The 21,611-nt window shown below is 53.7% G+C and carries 14 protein-coding genes; 7 read left to right on the top strand and 7 right to left on the bottom strand.

From position 1 onward, the window contains the following. Position 1 precedes the first annotated feature (1 nt). Together CKO12_RS00070 and CKO12_RS00065 are read right to left on the bottom strand one after the other, a co-directional pair. On the bottom strand, positions 2–304 hold the full coding sequence (locus tag CKO12_RS00070; protein WP_200152695.1) for a YciI family protein: 303 nt from the start codon (positions 302–304) through the stop codon (positions 2–4). Between the two features lie 3 nt (positions 305–307). Then, positions 308–979 (bottom strand): inner membrane-spanning protein YciB, encoded by a 672-nt coding sequence (locus CKO12_RS00065; protein ID WP_200152694.1) that lies wholly within the window; start codon positions 977–979, stop codon positions 308–310. Positions 980–1,101: 122 nt separating this feature from the next. Here CKO12_RS00065 and CKO12_RS00060 point away from each other — a divergent pair, with 122 nt between their 5' ends. Next, entirely contained in the window at positions 1,102–2,469 is a 1,368-nt protein-coding gene (locus CKO12_RS00060) for an amino acid carrier protein (RefSeq protein WP_200152693.1), read from the top strand. 76 nt (positions 2,470–2,545) lie between these two features. Here CKO12_RS00060 and aprA read toward each other — a convergent pair whose 3' ends face one another. The 4 genes from aprA to groES form a co-directional block, all read right to left on the bottom strand. Then, positions 2,546–4,525: an adenylyl-sulfate reductase subunit alpha gene (gene aprA, locus CKO12_RS00055; protein WP_200152692.1), complete on the bottom strand. Its 1,980-nt coding sequence runs from the start codon at positions 4,523–4,525 to the stop codon at positions 2,546–2,548. Between the two features lie 38 nt (positions 4,526–4,563). Continuing rightward, complete coding sequence (gene aprB, locus CKO12_RS00050; protein WP_200152691.1) at positions 4,564–5,031, bottom strand: adenylyl-sulfate reductase subunit beta; 468 nt, start codon at positions 5,029–5,031, stop codon at positions 4,564–4,566. Between the two features lie 337 nt (positions 5,032–5,368). Next, positions 5,369–7,009 (bottom strand): chaperonin GroEL, encoded by a 1,641-nt coding sequence (groL, locus tag CKO12_RS00045; protein WP_200152690.1) that lies wholly within the window; start codon positions 7,007–7,009, stop codon positions 5,369–5,371. Positions 7,010–7,068: 59 nt separating this feature from the next. Beyond that, positions 7,069–7,359 (bottom strand): co-chaperone GroES, encoded by a 291-nt coding sequence (gene groES, locus CKO12_RS00040; protein ID WP_200152689.1) that lies wholly within the window; start codon positions 7,357–7,359, stop codon positions 7,069–7,071. Positions 7,360–7,613: 254 nt separating this feature from the next. Here groES and CKO12_RS00035 point away from each other — a divergent pair, with 254 nt between their 5' ends. The 6 genes from CKO12_RS00035 (at position 7,614) to CKO12_RS00010 (ending at position 19,947) form a co-directional block, all read left to right on the top strand. Then, entirely contained in the window at positions 7,614–11,375 is a 3,762-nt protein-coding gene (locus CKO12_RS00035) for a hypothetical protein (protein ID WP_200152688.1), read from the top strand. A gap of 57 nt (positions 11,376–11,432) precedes the next feature. Next, complete coding sequence (locus tag CKO12_RS00030; RefSeq protein ID WP_200152687.1) at positions 11,433–11,699, top strand: DUF4160 domain-containing protein; 267 nt, start codon at positions 11,433–11,435, stop codon at positions 11,697–11,699. Then, a complete protein-coding gene (locus CKO12_RS00025; protein WP_200152686.1) occupies positions 11,692–11,958 on the top strand; it encodes a DUF2442 domain-containing protein in 267 nt (88 codons plus the stop codon). Before CKO12_RS00030 ends, CKO12_RS00025 begins: the two co-directional genes overlap by 8 nt. 502 nt (positions 11,959–12,460) lie before the next feature. Then, positions 12,461–17,692, top strand: coding sequence for a beta strand repeat-containing protein (locus CKO12_RS00020; protein WP_200152685.1), 5,232 nt, complete (start codon positions 12,461–12,463; stop codon positions 17,690–17,692). A gap of 676 nt (positions 17,693–18,368) precedes the next feature. Next, positions 18,369–19,667: an RNA-guided endonuclease IscB gene (gene iscB, locus CKO12_RS00015; RefSeq protein WP_200152684.1), complete on the top strand. Its 1,299-nt coding sequence runs from the start codon at positions 18,369–18,371 to the stop codon at positions 19,665–19,667. A 67-nt stretch (positions 19,668–19,734) separates the two neighbouring features. Further along, positions 19,735–19,947, top strand: coding sequence for a helix-turn-helix domain-containing protein (locus CKO12_RS00010; RefSeq protein WP_200152683.1), 213 nt, complete (start codon positions 19,735–19,737; stop codon positions 19,945–19,947). On the opposite strand, the gene CKO12_RS00005 is transcribed toward CKO12_RS00010, so the two are convergent. Next, a partial coding sequence (locus CKO12_RS00005) for a primosomal protein N' (protein WP_200152682.1) occupies positions 19,915–21,611 on the bottom strand: 1,697 nt, incomplete at its 5' end. The two genes, CKO12_RS00010 and CKO12_RS00005, sit on opposite strands and share 33 nt — an antisense overlap.

The raw sequence follows: 21,611 nt of genomic DNA, 5'->3' as shown, positions 1-21,611 counted from the left end.
TTCATTGTGGAAAAACCTGTTTGAATGGTTTAACCGTGACCTGTTGATAAACACCTGCCGCTTGATATGGATCGGCATCTGCCCACGCTTGCGCTGCGGCAAGCTCGGGGAATTCTGCCACCACCAGCGACCCAGAAAAACCCGCCGCTCCCGGCTCCGCGCTGTCAAGCGCCGGATGCGGTCCGGCAAGCACCAAACGCCCGTCAGTTTGTAACGCTTGCAACCGCGCCAGATGCGCAGGTCGTGCCTGCTGGCGCAACGACAAACTGTCGGGATAATCCACCGCCATTATCGCATAAAGCATTGTTTAATCAGCCTCTTTAGATGCTGGCTCTTGCGCGTGACGCACCAGATAAAACGCCTGCACGATCACAAATAACAACGTCAGCCCCATCATACCGAACAGCTTGAAATTGACCCAGATCGCCTCTCGCGCCTGCGCTTCTTCACACAACGTCAACAAATGACCGCTAAACGTGGTTGCGCAAGCGGTGAGATCAAGTGCGGTTTGACCGCTTTCCGCAATTAACGCTTGTTGCGCAGTAAAAAACCCGCTCCAAACGTATACCACAAACAGATTAGCTAATCCCAGAAAAACGAAAAATGCTGCCCAACTGAAATTCAAACGCGCCCAAATGAGCGGCGGCAACATGACATTATGCCCCATCATCCGCTCAATTAAATTGCGCTCGCCAACCCAATGACTACCCAAGAATACAGCAGCAAATAACCAATTCACCAAAGTTGGTTTCCACATCACAAAAATCGGATCATGCAGCGCCAACGTCAAGCCACCGAATACGGCAATTAAACCGAGCGTCGCCAATTGCAGCGGCTCAACGCGATGGTGTCGCCACCAATTCCAGCCGACTTGCAACGCTGAAACAGCAATGGCGACTCCAGTTGCCACATAGATGCCGGCAAATTTGTAGACCACAAAAAATAACAAGACTGGCAAAAAATCAATCAATAACTGCATGAGTGGTTCCTGAGAGTGAATAAACGTCCCGCGTGTCGTGTCGCTAGAATAATAGCGAATATGCGAGCATTTTTGTATAGTGATTGCGCAAGTTCATCATTAACAACGTATGGAGATCAATTGTGGAACACATCACCGCGGGGGTCACGCTAGTCAATGGCTGGGTGTGGGGGCCACCAATGTTGGTGCTCATTCTCGGCACCGGCTTTTTTTTAATGCTCGGTTTGCGGTTCATGCCGCTGTTCAAACTCGGATTAGGATTTCGGATGTTGTGGCAAGGACGCCAACAACAAGGCGCAGGCGACATCACGCCGTATCACGCTTTAATGACCGTATTATCCGCAACCGTCGGCACGGGCAATATCGCTGGCGTTGCTACTGCGGTATTTCTTGGCGGCCCGGGCGCGATTTTTTGGATGTGGTGTACTGCATTAGTGGGCATGGCAACGAAATACGCCGAAGCAGTATTAGCAATGCACTATCGTGAAGTTGACGCCAATGGCAATCATCTCGGCGGCCCCATGTATTATATTAAATTAGGGCTGGGCAAAAAATGGTTGTGGATGGCCAGCGCCTTTGCCATTTTTGGAGTTTTAGCCGGATTTGGTATTGGCAATACTGTGCAAGCCAATTCGGTTGCTCATGCTGCGTTGAGTTCATTCAACATTCCATTATGGATCAGTGGCGTCGTCATGGCCGTATTCGCTGGCTTGGTATTGCTCGGCGGTATTCGCCGCATTGGTGCCGTATCCGCCGCTTTAGTGCCGTTTATGGCATTGTTTTATGTGTGCAGCGGCTTAATTATTTTAGCATTGCAATACGAGCAAATTGTGCCAGCATTGCAATTGATTATTCAACAAGCCTTTTCGCCCACTGCCGCTGCTGGTGGTTTTGCAGGTGCAAGTATTGCCGCCGCAATTCAATTCGGTGTCGCTCGCGGTGTCTTTTCTAATGAAGCTGGTTTGGGCAGTGCGCCAATTGCTCACGCTGCTGCACAATCAAATGATCCGGTGGCGCAGGGCACGGTCGCCATGATTGGCACCTTCATTGATACGCTGGTGATTTGTACCATTACCGGATTAGTGATTATCGTATCTGGAACTTGGACATCGGGTTTAACCGGCGCGGCATTATCTACGGCTGCTTTTGAACACGCTTTGCCCGGTCTCGGTGGCTACGTCGTCGCCATTGGTTTAATTCTATTTGCTTACACCACTATTCTCGGCTGGAGCGTTTATGGTGAACGCTGCGCAGAATATCTGTTTGGTGAGAAAATCATTCTGCCTTTTCGCATTGTGTGGGTGCTGATGATTCCGGTGGGGGCAATGGCGCAGCTCGATTTTATTTGGCTGGTTGCCGATACGCTGAATGCGCTGATGGCGCTCCCCAATTTGGTCGCATTATTGTTATTAAGTCCAGTCGTATTCCGTTTAACGCGGGACTATTTCAGTGCTGCTGCCGATAAAAAAGCTCAATTACTAAAAACGTAATTGAGCTTTTTTAATAACTTCAAGCGTCCGTTGCTAAATGAAAACAAACAGCAGCGGACGCTTCACTGCGTCGGGTTTACTTAAACAGCTTGGACTTATCCACGATGTCAACATGTGCCCGCTTAAAGCAGTTCCACGTCTTGGTAGTCTTGTCATAAATCGAATTGACGAAGCACTTCCAATTGGTCTCATCCACGAAGTTGTAATCCATCCGATAATAGAAACCGGGGTAACGGCTCTCTTCACGGAATTGAATGTGCTTCATGTGCGCCTCAGCGGTGAGAATCCGATGATAATTCTCCCAAGCGCGGAGCAATTCATGCAGGTCTTTTGCCCGCATTTTCAGCGCATCTTCCTTGAGCATCTCCAGCTTCATCTCCGCCACTTCCATCATCTTGGCGTTGGTCTGGTACATGGTTGAAACGCCAGCGACGTATTCATCCATGACCTTTTGCAGCCGGAATTGCAGCATCTTCGGCGTGATGTAATTCGGATTCACGTCGATTGCAGTGGTGTAATCCTTGCTTTCAAGGAAATTGCGCACGGGGCGATAAATCTCATCGACCAAATCCGCAACCGAATCAGCCAGTTCTGGCTGGTGATCCTTGTTATCCATGCAGAATTGCACCATCGCCTTGGCAGCCAAACGCCCTTCGGCATGGGAACCGGAGGAGAATTTGTGACCGGATGCGCCCACGCCATCAGCGGCAGTGAACAACCCTTTGACGGTGGTCATCGAGCGATAACCCCAGTTCCAACCGGAAGGCAGGTGGCTGGGAATCTTGCCGGCGTCGGCGTGCTCTTCAGCAGTCGGTGCGCCCACATCGGTCGGGCCAGAGACCCAGATGCCGCAGCAGCCGGAATGTGAGCCGAGCAGGTAGGGTTCGGTCGGCATCAGCTCGGAATTCTTCTTTTCCGGTTCGATGTTTTCACCCGCCCACACGCCAGCTTGACCGATACACATATCCAGAAAATCTTCCCACGCCTCAGCTTCGAGGTGCTTGATTTCCTTGGGCGTCATCGTCTCGGCCAACTTGCCCAGCGCGGACACGGTGTCCATGTAAATCGGGCCGCGACCTTCGCGCATTTCTTTCATCATCAAATGGTTGCGCAAGCACGAGGCTGGCACTGCCGCTTGACCGTAGGGCGGATAATCGTTGAGCAGCTCCTTGTTGGTGTCCATGTAGACCTCACCAAAGGCGTTGACGGCCTTGGCTTTGAACAACAGGAACCATGCGCCGACCGGGCCATAACCGTCTTTGAAACGGGCGGGCACGAAACGGTTTTCCATCATCGTCAATTCCGCGCCAGCTTCAGCCGCCATCGCGTAGGTCGAGCCAGCATTCCAGACCGGATACCAAGCGCGGCCGGTGCCTTCACCGACGGAACGCGGACGGAAAATGTTGACGCAGCCGCCGGCGACCAGCAGACAGGCTTTGAACTTGTAAACAAACACTTTGTGCTCGCGCACCGAGAAACCAATTGCGCCCGCGATGCGGTTGCTATCGTTCTTATCATTCACCAGCTTGACGATGAACACGCGCTCTTGAATGCGGTCGGTGCCCAGCGCCTTTTTTGCGGCCTCAGCGACGATCCATTTATAGGACTCGCCGTTGATCATAATCTGCCACTTGCCGGAACGAACTGGCTTGCCGCCGTCAACCAACGCCTTGCCTTCATCGCCGGGCTGCTTCCAAATCGGCAAACCCCATTCTTCAAACAGATGCACCGAATCATCGACATGGCGACCGAGGTCATAAGCCAAATCGTCGCGGGTGATGCCCATCAGGTCGTTAGAAACCATCCGCGCATAATCAGCGGGGTCTTGCTCGCCCAAATAGGTGTTGATCGCCGACAGACCCTGCGCCACTGCGCCGGAGCGATCCATTGCCGCCTTGTCTACCAGTTTGACTTTCAGATCAATGCCTTGCTTCTTGGCTTCATCCAACCAAGGGCCGATTTCGTATGCTGCGCCACATGCGCCCATGCCACCGCCAATCAGAAGGATGTCTACTTCTTCTTCGACGATCTCCGGCTTACCGAATTCTCCTGCCATGTCTTCTACCCCGAATCTGTAATTGTTAGGAATGTCGATTATTTGCGGATCAGCTCGCTGGGATTGCCAGCTTTCTGAACGCCGCCGAGGGTGAAGAAACCGGCCTCGCCGATTTTGGCGATGTCAGCCGCTGGCTTGTTGCCGTAAGGATCAATCGAGCCTTCGGAGGTGGTGCGGATGGGGAATTTGAAGCGCTTCATGTTGCCGTTGCGGAATTTGATCGTCCACATGATGGAATCGGTGCCGCGCAGCGGTTGCACGGAAGCGCCCATTGGCACCACGTCAGCGTAATGACGGCATTCGATTGCCTGTTGCGGGCAAATCTTGACGCAGGAATAACATTCCCAGCACTGCTCCGGCTCTTGGTTATAAGCCTTCATCGCGTGACCGGTGTCTGAACCATCTTGGTCCAGTTTCATCAGGTCGTGGGGGCAGATATACATGCAAGCGGTCTTGTCCTGACCCTTGCAGCCGTCACACTTATCAGTACGCACAAACGTTGGCATGATTCACGATCTCCTCACAGTTCACTGCGGTGAATGCCGCTTGCAGATGAAGTCTGGGCGGCGGGGCGCTTCCGACTGTGGCCACACAAAAAACCGCGTTAAACGCGGTGGGCAGCAACACTTCGAGAGCAGAAAAAGCCGGTAATATCAGGATTGCAGCCTACTGACTTGCCGGCATACGGTCAAAATAGTATTTCCGTTGGCTTTCATAAAATTGCCTTATTAGTGTTAGCTGATATTTTCACCAAAGCGCCTAAAAATCACAAAACTGACTCACAAAAAACCCCGCACAGGGCGGGGTTTTTATTCAACGCAGCGCGGGTGCGCTGGGCAACAATTACATCATGCCCATATCGCCCATGCCACCCATACCGCCGCCACCCGGCATTGGCGCATCATCCTTGGGCTCCTCAGCGATCATCGCCTCGGTGGTAATCATCAAACCCGCCACCGATGCCGCATTTTGCAGCGCCGAGCGCGTCACCTTGGTCGGATCCAAAATGCCCATCGCCACCATGTCGCCATATTCGCCATTGGCTGCGTTGTAACCAAAGTTGCCGGAACCTTCGACCACTTTGTGCAGAATCACCGACGGCTCGCAGCCAGCGTTCGCAACGATCTGGCGCAGCGGCTCTTCCATCGCCCGACACGCGATCTTGATGCCGACATCTTGATCGTGATTGATGCCAGTCAAGCCTTTGACAGCAGCCTGCGCCCGCACCAGCGCGACACCACCGCCGGGCACGATGCCTTCTTCAACCGCAGCGCGAGTTGCGTGCAGCGCATCTTCAACCCGCGCCTTCTTTTCCTTCATCTCCATTTCAGTCGCAGCGCCAACCTTGATGACCGCCACGCCGCCAGCCAGCTTCGCCAACCGCTCCTGCAACTTCTCGCGGTCATAATCAGAGCTGGTCTCTTCGACCTGCGAGCGAATCTGTTCGCACCGCGCCTTGATGTCGATTTCCGAACCCGCGCCATCAATGATGGTGGTTTCATCCTTGGCAACCTGAATGCGCTTGGCGGTGCCCAGATCGTTGAGGGTCGCCTTCTCCAGCGTCAAGCCGACTTCTTCAGCAATCACGGTCGCGCCAGTCAGCACCGCGATGTCTTGCAACATCGCTTTGCGGCGATCACCGAAGCCGGGTGCTTTGACCGCGCACACCTTGACGATGCCGCGCAGCGTGTTGACCACCAGCGTTGCCAGCGCCTCACCTTCGACATCTTCGGCAACGATCAGCAGCGGACGCCCAGCCTTTGCAACCGCTTCCAGCACCGGCAACAGCTCGCGGATGTTAGAAATTTTCTTGTCGTGCAGCAGGATGTACGGGTTATCCAGCTCGGCGCTCTGGCTCTGCTGATTGTTGATGAAATACGGCGACAAATAGCCGCGATCAAACTGCATTCCCTCAACCACATCCAACTCATTGGCCAGCGAGGTGCCATCTTCAACTGTGATCACGCCTTCCTTGCCAACCTTCTCCATCGCTTCCGCGATGATGTTGCCGATGGAATCGTCGGAATTGGCGGAAATGGTGCCGACCTGCGCGATCTCCTTGTTATTGGTGCAAGGCTTGGAAATCTGCTTGAGTTCAGCCACCGCTGCCTCAACCGCCTTATCAATGCCGCGCTTCAAATCCATCGGATTCATGCCAGCAGCGACGGCTTTCAAGCCCTCGCGCACCATCGCCTGCGCCAGCACGGTCGCAGTGGTGGTGCCATCGCCGGCGATGTCAGAAGTCTTGGACGCGACTTCCTTCACCATCTGCGCACCCATGTTCTCGAACTTGTCTTTCAGCTCGATTTCCTTAGCAACCGAAACGCCGTCTTTGGTGACGGTCGGCGCACCGTAGGATTTTTCCAACACCACGTTGCGACCTTTAGGGCCGAGCGTCACTTTGACGGCGTTCGCCAAAATGTTGACGCCTTCCATCATGCGTACCCGCGCATCACTCCCAAACTTCACATCTTTTGCACTCATGTTTGATTCCCTAAAATTGTTTAATGAGATTGACGAAAAACTGCATCAAATACGGAGACTTAAGCCTCAACGACGCCCATGATGTCGTCTTCGCGCATCACCAAAAAGTCCTTGCCGTCGATCTTGACCTCGGTGCCGGAATACTTGCCAAACAACACGCGATCACCAACTTTCACGTCTAACGGACGCACGGTGCCGTTTTCCAGAATTTTGCCGTTGCCCGCAGCGATGACTTCACCCTGAATCGGCTTCTCGGTCGCAGAATCGGGGATCACAATTCCACCAGCGGTGGTGCGCTCTTCTTCCATACGACGGACAACCACGCGGTCGTGCAAAGGACGAATCGTCATAAAAACAAGCTCCTGAAAGTGAAATAAACAAGGTTCGTTCGTTCAGTCGGGCGAGGGTGCTGTTAGCACTCACCTTTAACGAGTGCCAATAGTAGGGGCAAATTAACGGCTGTCAAGCCTTGCGTGTCAGTCCGCTAAGTGACGCGATTCTTGCTTTAGCTTTCCCCAGCATCGCCGTTAAAGATGGCAACGACGATGCCCTCCATTCCTCAAATCGTCCTCTAATTTTCCCGCGTTATCATCAGGATGCTGCTATGGCCTCAATCATTTCCACCATGAGTCCCACCAGAATCGCTGCGCTCAAAACCAGTCAAATTGCTGGCTTGCAAACGGCAGATGTTGCGGCGTTGAGTGCCGAGCAAATCGTGGCAATGAGTCCCGAACAGCTTGCGGCATTGACGCCAAAAAACGTTGCCGTACTCACTTCGACGCAGTTGGGCGCATTTGCTGCTGAAGACATCACCGCGCTGTTGCCTACGCAGGTCGCAGCACTGTCTTCCGCAGCGTTATTAGGTTTGACCGCTGAACAAGTCGCTGCGTTGGGCGCGACACAGTTGGTCGCTCTCACCTCGAAACAAATCAGCGGTTTAACCTCCGTCAGCATCGACGCCCTGACCCCAGAACAAGTCGTCAGCCTGACCACAGCCGCGATCAGCGGTTTGAGCGCAGAGCAGGTGACGGCGCTGGATGTCGCAGATTTTGCCGCGCTGTTGCCCGCGCAGGTTGCGGCGCTGAGTTCCAAAGCCTTAGCTGGTTTGACGCCGGATGACATCGCCGCGTTAACCGCGCTGCAATTGGTGCAGTTGGGCGCGAAACAGATTCCCGGTCTCAGTTCGGAAATGATGACGGCGCTGACGCCAGAACAGGTGGGCGCGTTGTCTTCGGCTGCTTTGAGCGGGTTGAGTGCCGTGCAGATGCTGGCGCTGGAACCAGCGGATTTCGCCGCGATGACATCGGTGCAGATTGGGGCGCTGTCGTCCAAGGCGCTGCTGGGATTGCAAGCCGATGATGTGGCATCGCTCACTGTGGAGCAGATCGCGGCGCTGACGTCCAAACAATTGCCCGGCGTGGCGGCAGCCACGATTGAAGCCTTCACGCCAGAACAGGTCGCAGCTTTATCTACAGCCGCTTTGCCGGGGCTGACGGCAGCGCAGTTGACGGCATTTGATAGCGCCGATGTGGCGATCTTGACGCCCGCGCAAATTGCCGCGCTGTCCTCAAAAGCCTTGCCGGGCTTGAGCACGGAAGATGTTCCGTCACTCACTGCTGAACAGATTGTGGCGATCACCTCCAAACAGGTGCTCGGCTTGTCAACCGGCGCGATTGCGGAATTGGAAGCCGCGCAGGTGGCAGCGTTGCCAACGGCGACTTTTGCGGCGTTGACGACCGATCAATTGCACGCGCTGGCGCTGGATGTGGTTCCGACGTTGGCAACGACGCAGTTGGCGGCGCTGACCGCAAAACAAGGTCCTGGTTTGATCGCAGCAGCACTTGAGGCGTTATCACCCGAACAGGTGACGGCGCTGTCTCCGGCAGCGTTATCGGCGTTTAACTCGGTGCAAATCACGGCGCTGGAGGCGGCTGATTTTGCGGTATTGACCCTCGCGCAGATCGCCGCTTTACCTTCTAAAGCCTTGATCGGATTGGCGATTGAAGATTTGCAAGCGTTGACAGTGGAGCAAATCGCCGCGATCACGTCCAAACAGGTGGCAGGTTTGGCAACGGCTGCCATCGCTGCTTTATCCGTTGAGCAAGGCGGCGCGTTTACGGATGCCGCTGTCACGGCGATGAGTGCCGCGCAGGTCACGGCGTTGGAATTGACCAACGTGGCGGCGATGACGCCGGCGAAGTTTGCGATGTTGTCTTCCAAGGCGCTGGTCGGTTTGGAGACGGGAGACATCGCCGTCTTGACCGCCGAGCAGTTGGCGGTGTTGTCGGCAAAACAGGTGCCGGGGTTGGAGGCGGTAGACCTCACCGTATTGAGTGCCGCGCAAGTGCCATCGCTGACCACAGCGGCGGTTGCGGCGCTGTCGAGTAAGCAGCTCGCCGCCATTTCGCTGGAAGCACTGCCGGCGCTGACATCGGCGCAGATGCTGGCGCTGACGGCGAAACAGATTGTCGGGTTGAGCGCCGATCAGCTTGGGGTGTTGAGTTTGGAGCAGCTTGTGGCGCTGGCTCCGGCAACGGTGGGCGGGCTGACGTCAACGCAATTGGCGGCGCTGGAGGCAACCGATATTGCGGGGCTGACCACCGCGCAGATTGCTGGTTTGTCATCCAAAGCGTTGCCGGGGTTGGAGTTGGATGACATCGCGGCGCTGACTGCCGAGCAGTTGCGAGCGGTTACCGCCAAGCAAATCGTGGGATTGGCGAAGGATGATGTGGCAGCGTTGACGGCGACGCAGATCATTGAGCTGTTGCCCGACACCATTGCGGGTTTGACGACGCTGCAAATCGCGGCGCTGCCGGTCGATTTGATCACGGCGTTGACGCTGGAGCAGGTGGCGAAGCTGACGGCAAAACAGATGCCGGCGTTTACGACGGCGGCGATTGTGGCGTTGTTACCCGAACAGGTCGGGGCGTTGGCGACGGCGGCGATTGCGGCGTTAAGTTCAAAACAGGTCGCGGCACTCGAAGCTAACGATATTACCTCATTGAGTTCATTGCAGTTTCCGGCGCTATCGTCCAAAGCATTGCCGGGGCTGACGCTCGATAACATCGCGGTGCTGAATCAAATCCAAATCGGGACGTTGACGGCAAAACAGGTGCCGGGGTTGTCAACTGCGGCGATCAACACTTTGAGCGTGGAGCAGGTCGGTTCGCTGTCAACAGCCGCGCTGGCGGCGCTGAGTTCGCTGCAATTGACTGCGCTGGAGCCGGCTGACATTGCCGCGTTATCTCCCACGCAATTTTCTAGCTTGACCTCGAAAGCTCTGCCCGGACTGCAAGTCGATGACGTTACGACATTGACCATTGAGCAATTGATGCTCGTGACTGCAAAACAGCTTCCCGGTTTTTCAACTGCCGTTTTAACGGCGATGACGCCAGAACAGGTGTCGTCGTTCACGACGGAGGCGTTACCGGCGCTGAGTGCGGCGCAGTTGAGCGCATTTGAAGCGGCGGACGTGGCGGCGCTTGATCCTGAGCAGATTTCCGTGTTGTCGGTGAAGGCGCTGCCGGGCTTGGATTTTGACGATATGGCGGTGTTGACGGCGGAACAGTTGGCGGTGTTAAGCGCGAAGCAGATCGTGGGATTGGCGACGGAAGATGTGGCGATTTTGACGGCGACGCAGATGGGCAGCTTGACCAGCGAGGCCTTTGCGGCAATGACGGCGACGCAGATTCCGGCGATTGCGGTGGATGCGTTGCCGGGTTTGACCACAGCGCAACTGTCGGTGATGACGTGCGCGGCGCTGCAAAGTTTCACTCAGGTGCAACTGGATGCGCTGTCCGATGAGCAAGTGTTGGCGTTGGATTTCAGCACGCCGCTGGCGCTGGATTTGACTGGCGATGGGTTGCAAACGACGGCGGCAGATTCCGGCGTGCTGTTTGATTTATATGGCATTGGCGTGAAGTCGCAGGTGGGCTGGATTGCGCCGAGTGATGCGCTGTTGGTGTGGGATCGCAACGGTAATGGCGTGATCGATGATGGGCGCGAATTATTCGGCAGCGGCGTTGCGTTGGCGACTGGTTCACGGGCGGCTAATGGTTTTGTCGCGCTGGCCGAAATAGACACTAACGGCGATGGTGTGGTGGATGCGCGGGATGCTGCGTTTGGACAATTGCAGCTCTGGCAGGATATGAATCAAGACGGCATCAGCACTGCGGATGAATTGACAATTGCGGCAATGACAATTGCGCATTTTGATTTAGCAGCAAGCGCAATTGAAACCATCGATCACGGCAATGTGATTGGATTGGTGGCGGAATACGAAACGTTGGCGGGCAATACCTATTTGTTGGCGGATGTGTGGCTGGCGGGAGTTGGCGCAAGCACTACAGAGACGGTAATTGGTTGAGACTGCGTTGGTTGAGTTGGCGGGGTCAACTCAACTAACAAAACTAAAGGATCGAAAATGCCAGTCGTTTCCTACTTTTTTGGAATATATGTGCGTATGTATTTTGACGAGCACAATCCGCCACATTTTCATGTTGAATACCAAGGTCAAGAAGCACTTGTGGCGATTGAAACCGGAGAAATCATCAACGGACGATTGCCGCGTAAAGCGATACGATTGATTCGTGAGTGGACGCTAGAACACCAAACTGAACTCAGTACAAATTGGGAAAGAGCGATTGCGCTACTGCCACTTGAACAAATTTCTGGAGCAGACAATGATTAAAATTCGGTGTGCGACCATATTGAATGACTATTGTATTCGTCTTGAATTTTCAGATGGGAGCCAAGGTGATTTTGATTGTCGTGAATTGATTGCGCGTGATACCGAGATGGTGCGACCGTTATCTGATCCAGCTTTTTTTAGCCAGTGCTTTTTAGAACTGGGTGCGTTGTGTTGGCGGAATGGATTTGCGCTGAGTGCAGGTAGTTTGCAGCAAAAATTGGCGCAACAAGGTCAATTGCGGTATGCGGCAGCAGCGTAAATTGTGAGATTGTTATGTCGAATTGTCGCACTGCACAATTATGACAAGCACACCAGTCAATATGTACTTGAAACCGGAATTTTAACCCGAATCGTTGTTGATTGATCCCCGCGCCAGCAGCGGATTGAGAAATATCAAACGTTTGTGTGACCGTTGTGCTTTTGCCGACAGTTGGCGCAATTTTTGCGAGGGGTAAACTCGACAACAAATAATTATTCTAAACTACAACCGCCGTCACAAAAAAGTTGGGTTTTAACTGCTATAAATCGTTTTAACATGGTCTATACTGTACACGATGATCCCCGTCAGACCTCTGTCGTCAACACGGGATTTTTAACTGCTCGATCTCTGGAGAATAGGAGTTACGCAGTTGAAAGTTAAGTCATTGATTTTTATGAAAACGCGATCATACACTGCACAAACCAAGTTTCAATAAAATCAGGCACTTAGCATCCAACTGCGTAACTCCTAGAGAATTAAAATGGCCTCTATCATTTCCAAAATGACACCCACACAAGTTGCCAATCTGACCACCAGTCAGATCGCCAAACTCCAATCCAGTGATGTCGCTGCGCTCACCCCGGCGATGATTGATGCGATGGATGTGATTTCTGGCGACGGTCAATTTGAAGCGTTGACCTCAAAACAGATCATCGGCTTGAGCAATCTGGCGGTGGCGGCGTTGAGTTCGACGCAGTTGAATCAGTTGACGACCGCAACCTTTGCCGCGCTGACCAAAACGCAGGTCGCCTATATTTCAACCGGGCAAATCTCCGGGATAGACAGCAACCACATCAAAGCCTTGACTTCCGTGCAGATTACCGGCTTGACCACCGGCGAAATCGCCAAGCTGACCGCTTCCCAACTCAGTCAGTTGTCCACCGCATCCGTGGCTGCGTTGTCGTCAAGTCAGATCGGCGCATTCGTCGATCCAGTCAATAAGAGTATTGGCGCAGATGTCACCGGTACCGTCGCTGGGTTGACGCCCACGCAGTTTGCGGCGCTGTCCTCAACCGCATTACCGGGCTTGGATAACGCCGACATTACCACCAAGGATGCGACCGCCGGTTGGCTGGGTGTAACCACCGCGCAGTTAGCAGCACTCACTTCCAAACAGATCGCCGGTTTGGCGGTGGATGACGTTGCACGCCTCACCGCAGAACAGTTAAACGCGCTGAACACGGGAGCGTTTGCCGCGCTGACCAAAAATCAGGTCGCAGCAATTAACTCAACGCAGGTGTCGGCGCTGGATGACGCACATCTGGGGGCACTGACCTCGGCGCAGGCATCAGGACTCACCCTGAATGCGATGGGAAAACTGTTGGTCTCGCAGATTGATGCGTTGTCAGCAGCAGCAGTTGGGGTCTTGAGTTCGGCGCAATTGAGTGCGCTGGCAGACGGTGTTGTTAAAGGCTTTACGGCGGATCAGTTTGCGGCATTGGCATCTAGTGCATTGCCGGGACTTGATGCCGCAGACATCACGAGCTTGGCAGATGCCATCAGTAATGCGTTACTTGGTGCCTTGACTTCCAAACAAACGCCGGGCTTGGCAACCGCTGACATCGCGCTGTTGAGTGCTGCCCAGATCAATGCGCTTGATCCGACGGCGCTGGCGGCGCTGACTTCGGCGCAGATTAAAGCGATTGCTATCGCTCAAATCAGCGGCATCGATGCTGCCCACATTGCGGTGCTGACCTCGGCACAAATCGCTGGGCTATCCACAGCCGCCATGGCCGCACTGAATGACGGCATAGTGTCAGGACAAATTGCGGCGCTATCTACAGCAGCGATCGCTGCGATGAGTGCCGAGCAACTTGATGCGCTTGGTGCGGACGGAGTGGCAGCACTCACTGCGGATCAATTCGCCGCCTTGCCGTCGAAAGCGTTGGCAGGTTTGACCGCTGAAGACGTGATCGCTTATGCCGATACAGGTTTTACTTCATCACTGCCAGATAGCAATCCGCCACTATTGGTCGGCAGCAATCCAAGAGACGGCTCTACGACCTTTGCGCCAAACGGCAACATCGTGCTGACGTTCAGCGAGGATGTTGAGTTAGGTACGGGTAACATCACCCTAGACGCCACCACAGACATCGTTATTCCTGTTGTCGGCGGATCTGCTTCGGGTTCGGTCACGGTTAACGGCAACACTGTCACCATCAACCCCGCTGCGGATCTCATACTTGGTCAGACCTACGATCTCGCAATTGATGCAACGGCGATTTATGACAAGGCTGGCAACGCCTATGGCGGCATCTTGCTTACCGATTCCACCACGCTCAATTTTGAATTGATGCCAGTGTTGACTACTGCGGCAGCCAGTGCTGGAACGCCAGGCAACTTCTTAGGGGCTGGTACTAACACTGCTTTTCCTATTGCGAACAATATCGTGCTGACCTTCTCAGAAAATATGGCGAGAGGTACCGGCAACATCATCGTCAGCAGCGCCGATGGTTCTGATGTCCGTACCATTCCGGTGAGCGATACTACCCAAGTGACGATTGCCACTACCGCTGTGACCATCAACCCGACCGCCGATCTGCTGCCGGGCACTACCTATGCCGTGCAGATGGCGAGCGGTGTGCTTACCGATGCTGCAACAACCCCGACACCTTATGCTGGCGTCAGCGACACCACCACACTGGATTTCGTGACTGCGCCTGATACTAATGGACCGTCCATCAGCACCATGTATTTGGGCGTCACAGCAAACGTAATTGCTCCCAATGCCAATGTCGTGTTGACGATGAACGAGCCTGTTACGGCAGTTGCGGGCAAGACAATCCAAATTTGGTCGGATGAGGCGACGGATGTTCAATTCGGCAACAGTTTTGACGCGACTGACCCTGAGATTTCAATCGCGGGCAAGATCGTCACCATCAACCCAGCGAGTGATTTCGCTAACGGCAAAATGTATTACGTCAAGGTAGACGCAGGAGCATTTGTTGATGCTTATTCCAACGAGAATTCGGCGACTACCACTGCTGCATCATCTGCCATTACTACAGCCACTGCTGACAGTGCTGCTCCAACACTTTCATCGATAAAAATGAACACGAAGGTCGATAATGATTTGGGGGTGACTGAATCAGACAATCTCGTTTTGACTTTTGATGACGTTGTGCTCGTGGGTGCGGGCAACATTGTGTTCAGAAGCGATGACGGTAGTGACATTCGCACGATTGATGTGACTAGCAGTCAGGTGACGTTTGATACCAGTGCCAAGACAGTGACGGTCAACCCAACGGCTGATTTGTTTAAGAATACGCTGTATTCCGTGCAGGTTGACAACGGAGCCTTGATCGACAACTACAATCATGCTTACGCCGGATTTGTAGATACCACCACGATGAACTTCACCACGGTAGACGTCGTGCCGTATGTTGTTTTTGCCAGCAGTTTTCCGGCGGATAACAGCGGTGTGCCGGTCGCGTTGGATAGCAATATCGTGTTGACGTTCAACGAACCGGTGCAAATTGGCACGGCGGGAAAAAAGATTACATTAACGCCAAAAATTGACGGCACTGCTGGTACTCCTCTTGAGATCCTTAACAACAGTAGTGAGGTATCTATCGACGGAAATGTCGTCACCATCAACCCGTCGAATCCTCTGCTTGCCAACGCCACGTATGAATTGATTGCTGAAGCGTCGGCGTTTAAGGACGTCGATCCTACTACTGGTGGTGCTACTCCTGCCAACACCATACTTGATTTTGCTGCCATTACCACTGGCTCTGGTATCGACTTTAAAACCACCGATACCCTCGCGCCGGAATTGACATTCATTAACGACAAGGCGGCAGGAATCGCTGTCAAGTCGGTGGGGCCTGACGATGACATCGTGTTGACCTTCAGTGAGGAGGTCACGCGGGGCAGCGGCGACATCATCATCGCCCCTACTGCTCCCAGTACGACTGATCCAGTGCTCCGGTACGACATTACTGATACAGCTCTGGTGACGATCACTGGCTCTAACAAAATAGTAACCATCGTCACGCCAGTAGGAGCGTTAGCCGCTACTTCTGAGTATTCCGTCATCATCGATGACACAGTCATCCTTGACGCAGCGGGAAATCCTGCACCGAACTTGTCCTCAATTGTGGTGGGCGCTGGCACATCAGTCACTCAAGGTGAATTCACCTCGATTGCAGCAGCAGGCAGCGATCTCAAACTGCAATTCAGCGAAGCGGTCAAAGCTGGCTCCGGTGACATCATCGTCAGCAATGGCAAGGGTGATACGCATACCATTCCAGTCACTGATACCACTCAAGTGATATTCGATACAGCGAATACGTCGATCGTCACCCTCAATCCGGCGCGGGATTTGATTGCCGGCGATGCGTACTCAATCACGATGGGCAGCGGCGTTATTACCGACCTGCAAGGCAACGCTTACGATGCACCAACAGTGCCTGATGCGGGGTTATCACCAAGTCGGCTTTCGCTCGTCTCCGCCGCACAGATGCCGGGATTGTCGGTAGAGGTCATCACCGCGATGAGTCCGGCGCAAGTCACTGGATTGAGTCTTACCGCCGTGGCAGCAATGAGTTCGGCGCAGATTGCCGCGCTTGATCCGTATGACGTGGCAGCCATGTCGGTTGACCAATTTGCTGCGATCAGCACTGCCGGAATTACTGGCTTGGAAGCCTCAGACATCACTGCATTGGCGTCGATAGTCGGCGCAAACGACCGCATCGCTGCGTTGACTGCTGCCCAAGCACCGAAGTTGACGGATGCCGTTATGGCAGCATTGAGTTCGGCGCAAGCTCCAGCGTTAGCTGTTGCCACTGTGGCAGCGTTGACCTCAACGCAGGTGAGCGCGATGACTCCAGATGCGCTCGGTGCGATGACCTTCGATCAGTTTGCTGCGCTGAATTCGGCGGCGCTTACTGGTCTGGAGGCCACTGATATTGATGCGCTTGATGCTGGCTCTGCTGGACAGATCGCAGCGATTACGGCAGCGCAGATTGCCAAACTGTCTACTGAGGCCATTGCGTCGTTTAACAGCACGCAAATCTCGTCATTAACCACGACGGCCTTTGCAGCATTATCGACTGCGCAAGTAGACGCGATTGATATGGCGGCGATTCAGGGCATCACGGCGGCGCAGATCGAAGCAATCAACTGCGTGACGCATCAAAGTTTCAGCGAGGCACAGGTGCTGTTGTTTAGCACCGCACAGCTCAATGCACTTGAGTTCAGCACACCGTTAGTGCTTGATCTGAATGGCGATGACATCATCCAAACCACCGATGCTGACACTGCTGGCGTGATCTTTGATCTGGAAGGTGACGGCTCGGCAACGCAAGTGGGCTGGGTTGCACCGAGCGACGGCTTGCTGGTGTTGGATGTCAACGGCGACGGCGTGATCAATGACGGTACCGAGTTGTTTGGTAGCGGCACGCGCTTGGCAGACGGCAGCACGGCTGCGGATGGTTTCATCGCATTGGCTGCGCTCAACAGCAACACTGATGGCGTGATTGATGCGAAAGATGCGGCGTTTGCGCAGTTGCAAGTGTGGCAAGACGCGAATCAAGACGGCGTGAGCGATGCGGGTGAATTGATGTCACTTGCTGAATTGAACATTGCCAGCTTGGCGTTGGATGCAGATGAAACGGCGGTGATGAACGAAGGCAACATCATCAAACTGGAATCCAGCTACACCATGACCGACGGCGTTACGCATCAACTCGTTGACGTTTGGCTCGCCGGCGTGATTGATCTGGCGGCTTAAATCCCCCCAACCCCCCTTTTTCAAAGGGGGGCTTTTGAAATAAACCGGAACCCTCTTTTGTAAAAAAGGGGGTTTTTGTATTAGGATTCTGTCGTTGAGCACGCGCTTTGATACAACACCTTTGGCATCCTTGCCGCAGTCGTTGCATCATTTTTCAGGTATAAAACCCTGAATTGCTCAACCAGCCGACTTGAAATTCCTTTTTCAAGGGGATTGATGAGTAAACGATATGCGTAGAGTTCAAGAACACACCTTGGGGTGCTTCACCAGCTCCAAGCCCTGTAACCAAATCGTTAAACAGCACAGTGCGCGGCAATGGGCAGTGCGGTTTGGAAATACTGGCGCATATCTCGGCGAGGTGATATTTACTAGAATTAGTGTTGAGCACGCGTTTTGATACAACACCTTTGGCATCCTTGCCGCAATTGTTGCATCATTTTTCAGGTATAAAAACCTGAATTGCTCAACCAGCCGACTTGAAATTCCTTTTTCAAGGGGATTGATGAGTAAACGATATGCGTAGAGTTCAAGAACACACCTTGGGGTGCTTCACCAGCTCCAAGCCCTGTAACCAAATCGTTAAACAGCACAGTGCGCGGCAATGGGCAGTGCGGTTTGGAAATACTGGCGCATATCTCGGCGAGGTGACTTTTACTTTTAAAAGTGGTGTGAACCAATGTGTCAAGTATTCGTTTTAAGCAGTACGAAAAAACCTTTAATGCCAACGCGTCCAGCACGGGCGCGGAGACTATTGCGCGATAAAAAAGCTGCTGTGTATCGGCTTCATCCGTTCACGATCATTTTAATAGATCGCGCTGATGGTGAGACACAACCAATTGAAGCCAAATTTGATCCGGGTTCAAAAACAACTGGGATTGCATTGGTGGGTGAATTCCCGCAACAAGGTCGTGTGGTGTTATTTGCTGCGAACTTAAATCATCGTGGTGACAGCATCCATAAACGATTAACGGATCGTTTATCAATTCGACGCGGACGACGCGGACGGAAAACCCGTTATCGGCAACCGCGTTTTAATAATCGCGGTCGGCGTGAAAAATGGTTGCCGCCTTCAGTACAAAGTCGGGTTGATAACGTCAAGCAATGGTTAAATAAGTTGCAGCATTTCGCACCGCTGACTGCAATTGCCATTGAAACCGTGCGCTTTGACACGCAAGCACTGCAAAACCCAGAAATCAGCGGCATTGATTATCAGCACGGCACCTTAGCGGGTTATGAATTGCGTGAATACCTGCTCGAAAAATGGCAACGCACTTGTGCTTATTGCGGAGCGCAAAAGGTACCGTTAGAAATTGAGCATATCGTGCCGCGCTCACAAGGCGGCAGCAATCGCGTTTCTAATCTCACTTTGGCTTGTGTGCCGTGCAATCAAAAAAAAGGCTGTCAATCGGTTGATACTTTTCTGGCGCGTGATCCAAAACGACTAGCGCGGATTCAAGCGCAAGCCAAAGCGCCATTAAAAGATGCGGCAGCAGTGAATGCGACACGCTATGCCATTGGTGAAGCGTTAAAGGGTTTTGGCTTGCCGATTTCTTTTTGGTCTGGTGGTCGCACTAAAAAGAATCGCGTTGCGCAAAATTACGCAAAAGATCATTGGATTGATGCGGTTTGTGTGGGTAAAAGCGGAGAGAACGTGTTGATTCCAACAGGAATGAAACCGCTGCTGATTACAGCAACCGGGCGCGGTCAGCGACAAATGGTGCGCACGGACAAATATGGATTTCCAAACGCAAAAGCGAAAGCTGGCAAAACAGTCAATGGAATTAGAACTGGTGATATTGTGAAAGTAGATCAGCCGAAAGGTAAATACTCTGGGGTGTATTGTGCGCGAGTAACAGCAATTAACAACGGCAATCAATGTATTTCTATTTCTGTTAATAAAAAAAAGACGTGGTTTTCTGCAAAACTGGCTCAGATTATTCAACGAGGTGATGGCTATGCTTATGCGAATATCTGAAAAAACAGCGCACGATTATCGAAAAGCGCAGGCGCTCCTTATCCTTGACTCACTTCGCGGGTAAGCAATGACCGAACATTACACCCGCTGGGATAGCGCAGATTATTTTGACACCGAAGAAGATATTAGGCTGTATTTAGATGCCTGCATCGCCGAAGACCCGGGCGATGGAACGCTGATTTGCCAAGCGTTGTCTGCAATTGCCCGAAGACGCAATCTCAATACTTTGGTTTGCGAGCTAGGAACGCTAAAACATATCTTGCGGATCAACATCAATTGACCAATGCAATTCTTTGGTGCGTTTTAACTTCTGTAATACCTGACGCCAGTGTTGGAGAAAGCGTTGCAATTGCGGACGCTCGCCGCATTGCACCAATAACTGCGCATGATGACGTCCCACCCGCCGTGCCAGCGGAGACGGCGCTGGCCCCAGCGCAAAAATCTGATCGGATTCAACGATGTCAGCCGCCAGCCGTTTCGCTTCGCGCAAAAACTCCAGCGCCGCCAGTTCCTCCGTCGCATCCGCTCGCAACAGCGCCAGATGCGCAAACGGTGGCAATTCCGCCTCATTCCGTTCGCGCAGTTCGGCAGCAGCAAAACCGCGATAACCGTCGTGCAATAACGCTCGCAGCAGCGGATGTTCCGGCTGGCGCGTTTGCAAAATCACCTGCCCGGCGCGTTCTGCCCGCCCAGCGCGACCGCCAACCTGCACAATCAACTGCGCCGTGCGTTCGGGAGCGCGGAAATCGTTGGCGTAAAACATCCGATCTAAATCAAGAATCCCGACCAGCGTGATCCCCGGAAAATCATGACCCTTCGCCAACATCTGCGTCCCCAACACAATCTGCACCTCGCCGCGCCGCACCGCATTTAACAACCGTTTCAATTCACCGCGTCGCTGCGTGCTATCGCTGTCGATGCGAGCGATGGTCGCTTCTGGAAACAACGGTTGCAGCTCCTCCTCCAGCCGCTCCGTCCCGCGCCCCAGCATCCGCAAATCCGCACTTTTACAGCTCGGGCAATGTTGCGGCACCGGCTGCGCCCGCCCGCAGTGATGGCACCACAAACGCGGCGGCGTCAGATGCAGCGTCAACCGCACATCGCCGCAACTGCATTTGCCCGTCCAGCCGCACGAGTGACAAATCAACACCGGCGCATAACCGCGTCGATTGAGAAACAGCATGATCTGATTGCCGGCGCTCAATTCCTGCTGCATCCGCTCGCGCAGCACGGTCGATAAACCCGCCCGCAGCGGTTGGCGACGAATATCCAGCAGGCTGAATTTCGGCGGCTGCGCAGCGCCAGCACGACGCGGCAATTGCAGCCAGTGATAACGCTCACGCTGGGCGTTGTGGAGCGTTTCCAGCGCGGGTGTGGCGCTGCCGAGAATGATCGGACAACCGACCAACTGCGCCCGTCGCACCGCGATGTCTCGCGCTGAATAACGGAAGCCATCTTGCTGTTTCAACGCCGCATCGTGTTCTTCATCGACCACAATCAGCGCCAAACGCGGCAGCGGCACGAAGATCGCCGAGCGGGTGCCGAGCACCAGCGTCGCCGTGCCGAGCGCAGCCTGTTCCCAATTCCGCGCCCGCTCGCTGGCTTTGAGCGCCGAATGCAGCACGACCGTCACACCCGGCAGCCGGGCGCTGAATCGCGCTTGTAACTGCGGCGTCAACCCGATTTCAGGCACGATCACCAGCGCCTGCTGACCGCTGGCAATCACCTGTGCAATCAAATGGATATAGACCTCGGTCTTGCCGCTGCCGGTCACGCCGTCAAGTAAAAATGGTTGAAACCGCCCGAGCGCAGCGTGAATCGCGCTGACAGCGGTTTGCTGCTCGGGGTTGAGTTCAAATCCCGCCTTTTTTTCATCAAATCCCCCCAACCCCCCTTTTTCTAAGGGTGGCTTTTCTTTCTCCCCCCTTTGGAAAAGGGGGGGCG

This window comes from Chromatium okenii (genome assembly GCF_016583745.1).
Classification (GTDB): domain Bacteria; phylum Pseudomonadota; class Gammaproteobacteria; order Chromatiales; family Chromatiaceae; genus Chromatium; species Chromatium okenii.
This window is presented reverse-complemented; position numbering and strand designations above follow the sequence as displayed.

Bases quoted from the DNA above. Each gene is read 5' to 3' on its own strand.
- CKO12_RS00030 (WP_200152687.1), top strand. From the start codon at position 11,433: ATGCCAGTCGTTTCCTACTTTTTTGGAATATATGTGCGTATGTATTTT.
- CKO12_RS00010 (WP_200152683.1), top strand. From the start codon at position 19,735: ATGACCGAACATTACACCCGCTGGGATAGCGCAGATTATTTTGACACC.
- aprA (WP_200152692.1), bottom strand. From the start codon at position 4,525: ATGGCAGGAGAATTCGGTAAGCCGGAGATCGTCGAAGAAGAAGTAGAC.
- aprB (WP_200152691.1), bottom strand. From the start codon at position 5,031: ATGCCAACGTTTGTGCGTACTGATAAGTGTGACGGCTGCAAGGGTCAG.
- groL (WP_200152690.1), bottom strand. From the start codon at position 7,009: ATGAGTGCAAAAGATGTGAAGTTTGGGAGTGATGCGCGGGTACGCATG.
- CKO12_RS00020 (WP_200152685.1), top strand. From the start codon at position 12,461: ATGACACCCACACAAGTTGCCAATCTGACCACCAGTCAGATCGCCAAA.
- CKO12_RS00065 (WP_200152694.1), bottom strand. From the start codon at position 979: ATGCAGTTATTGATTGATTTTTTGCCAGTCTTGTTATTTTTTGTGGTC.
- CKO12_RS00070 (WP_200152695.1), bottom strand. From the start codon at position 304: ATGCTTTATGCGATAATGGCGGTGGATTATCCCGACAGTTTGTCGTTG.
- CKO12_RS00035 (WP_200152688.1), top strand. From the start codon at position 7,614: ATGGCCTCAATCATTTCCACCATGAGTCCCACCAGAATCGCTGCGCTC.
- groES (WP_200152689.1), bottom strand. From the start codon at position 7,359: ATGACGATTCGTCCTTTGCACGACCGCGTGGTTGTCCGTCGTATGGAA.
- CKO12_RS00025 (WP_200152686.1), top strand. From the start codon at position 11,692: ATGATTAAAATTCGGTGTGCGACCATATTGAATGACTATTGTATTCGT.
- iscB (WP_200152684.1), top strand. From the start codon at position 18,369: ATGTGTCAAGTATTCGTTTTAAGCAGTACGAAAAAACCTTTAATGCCA.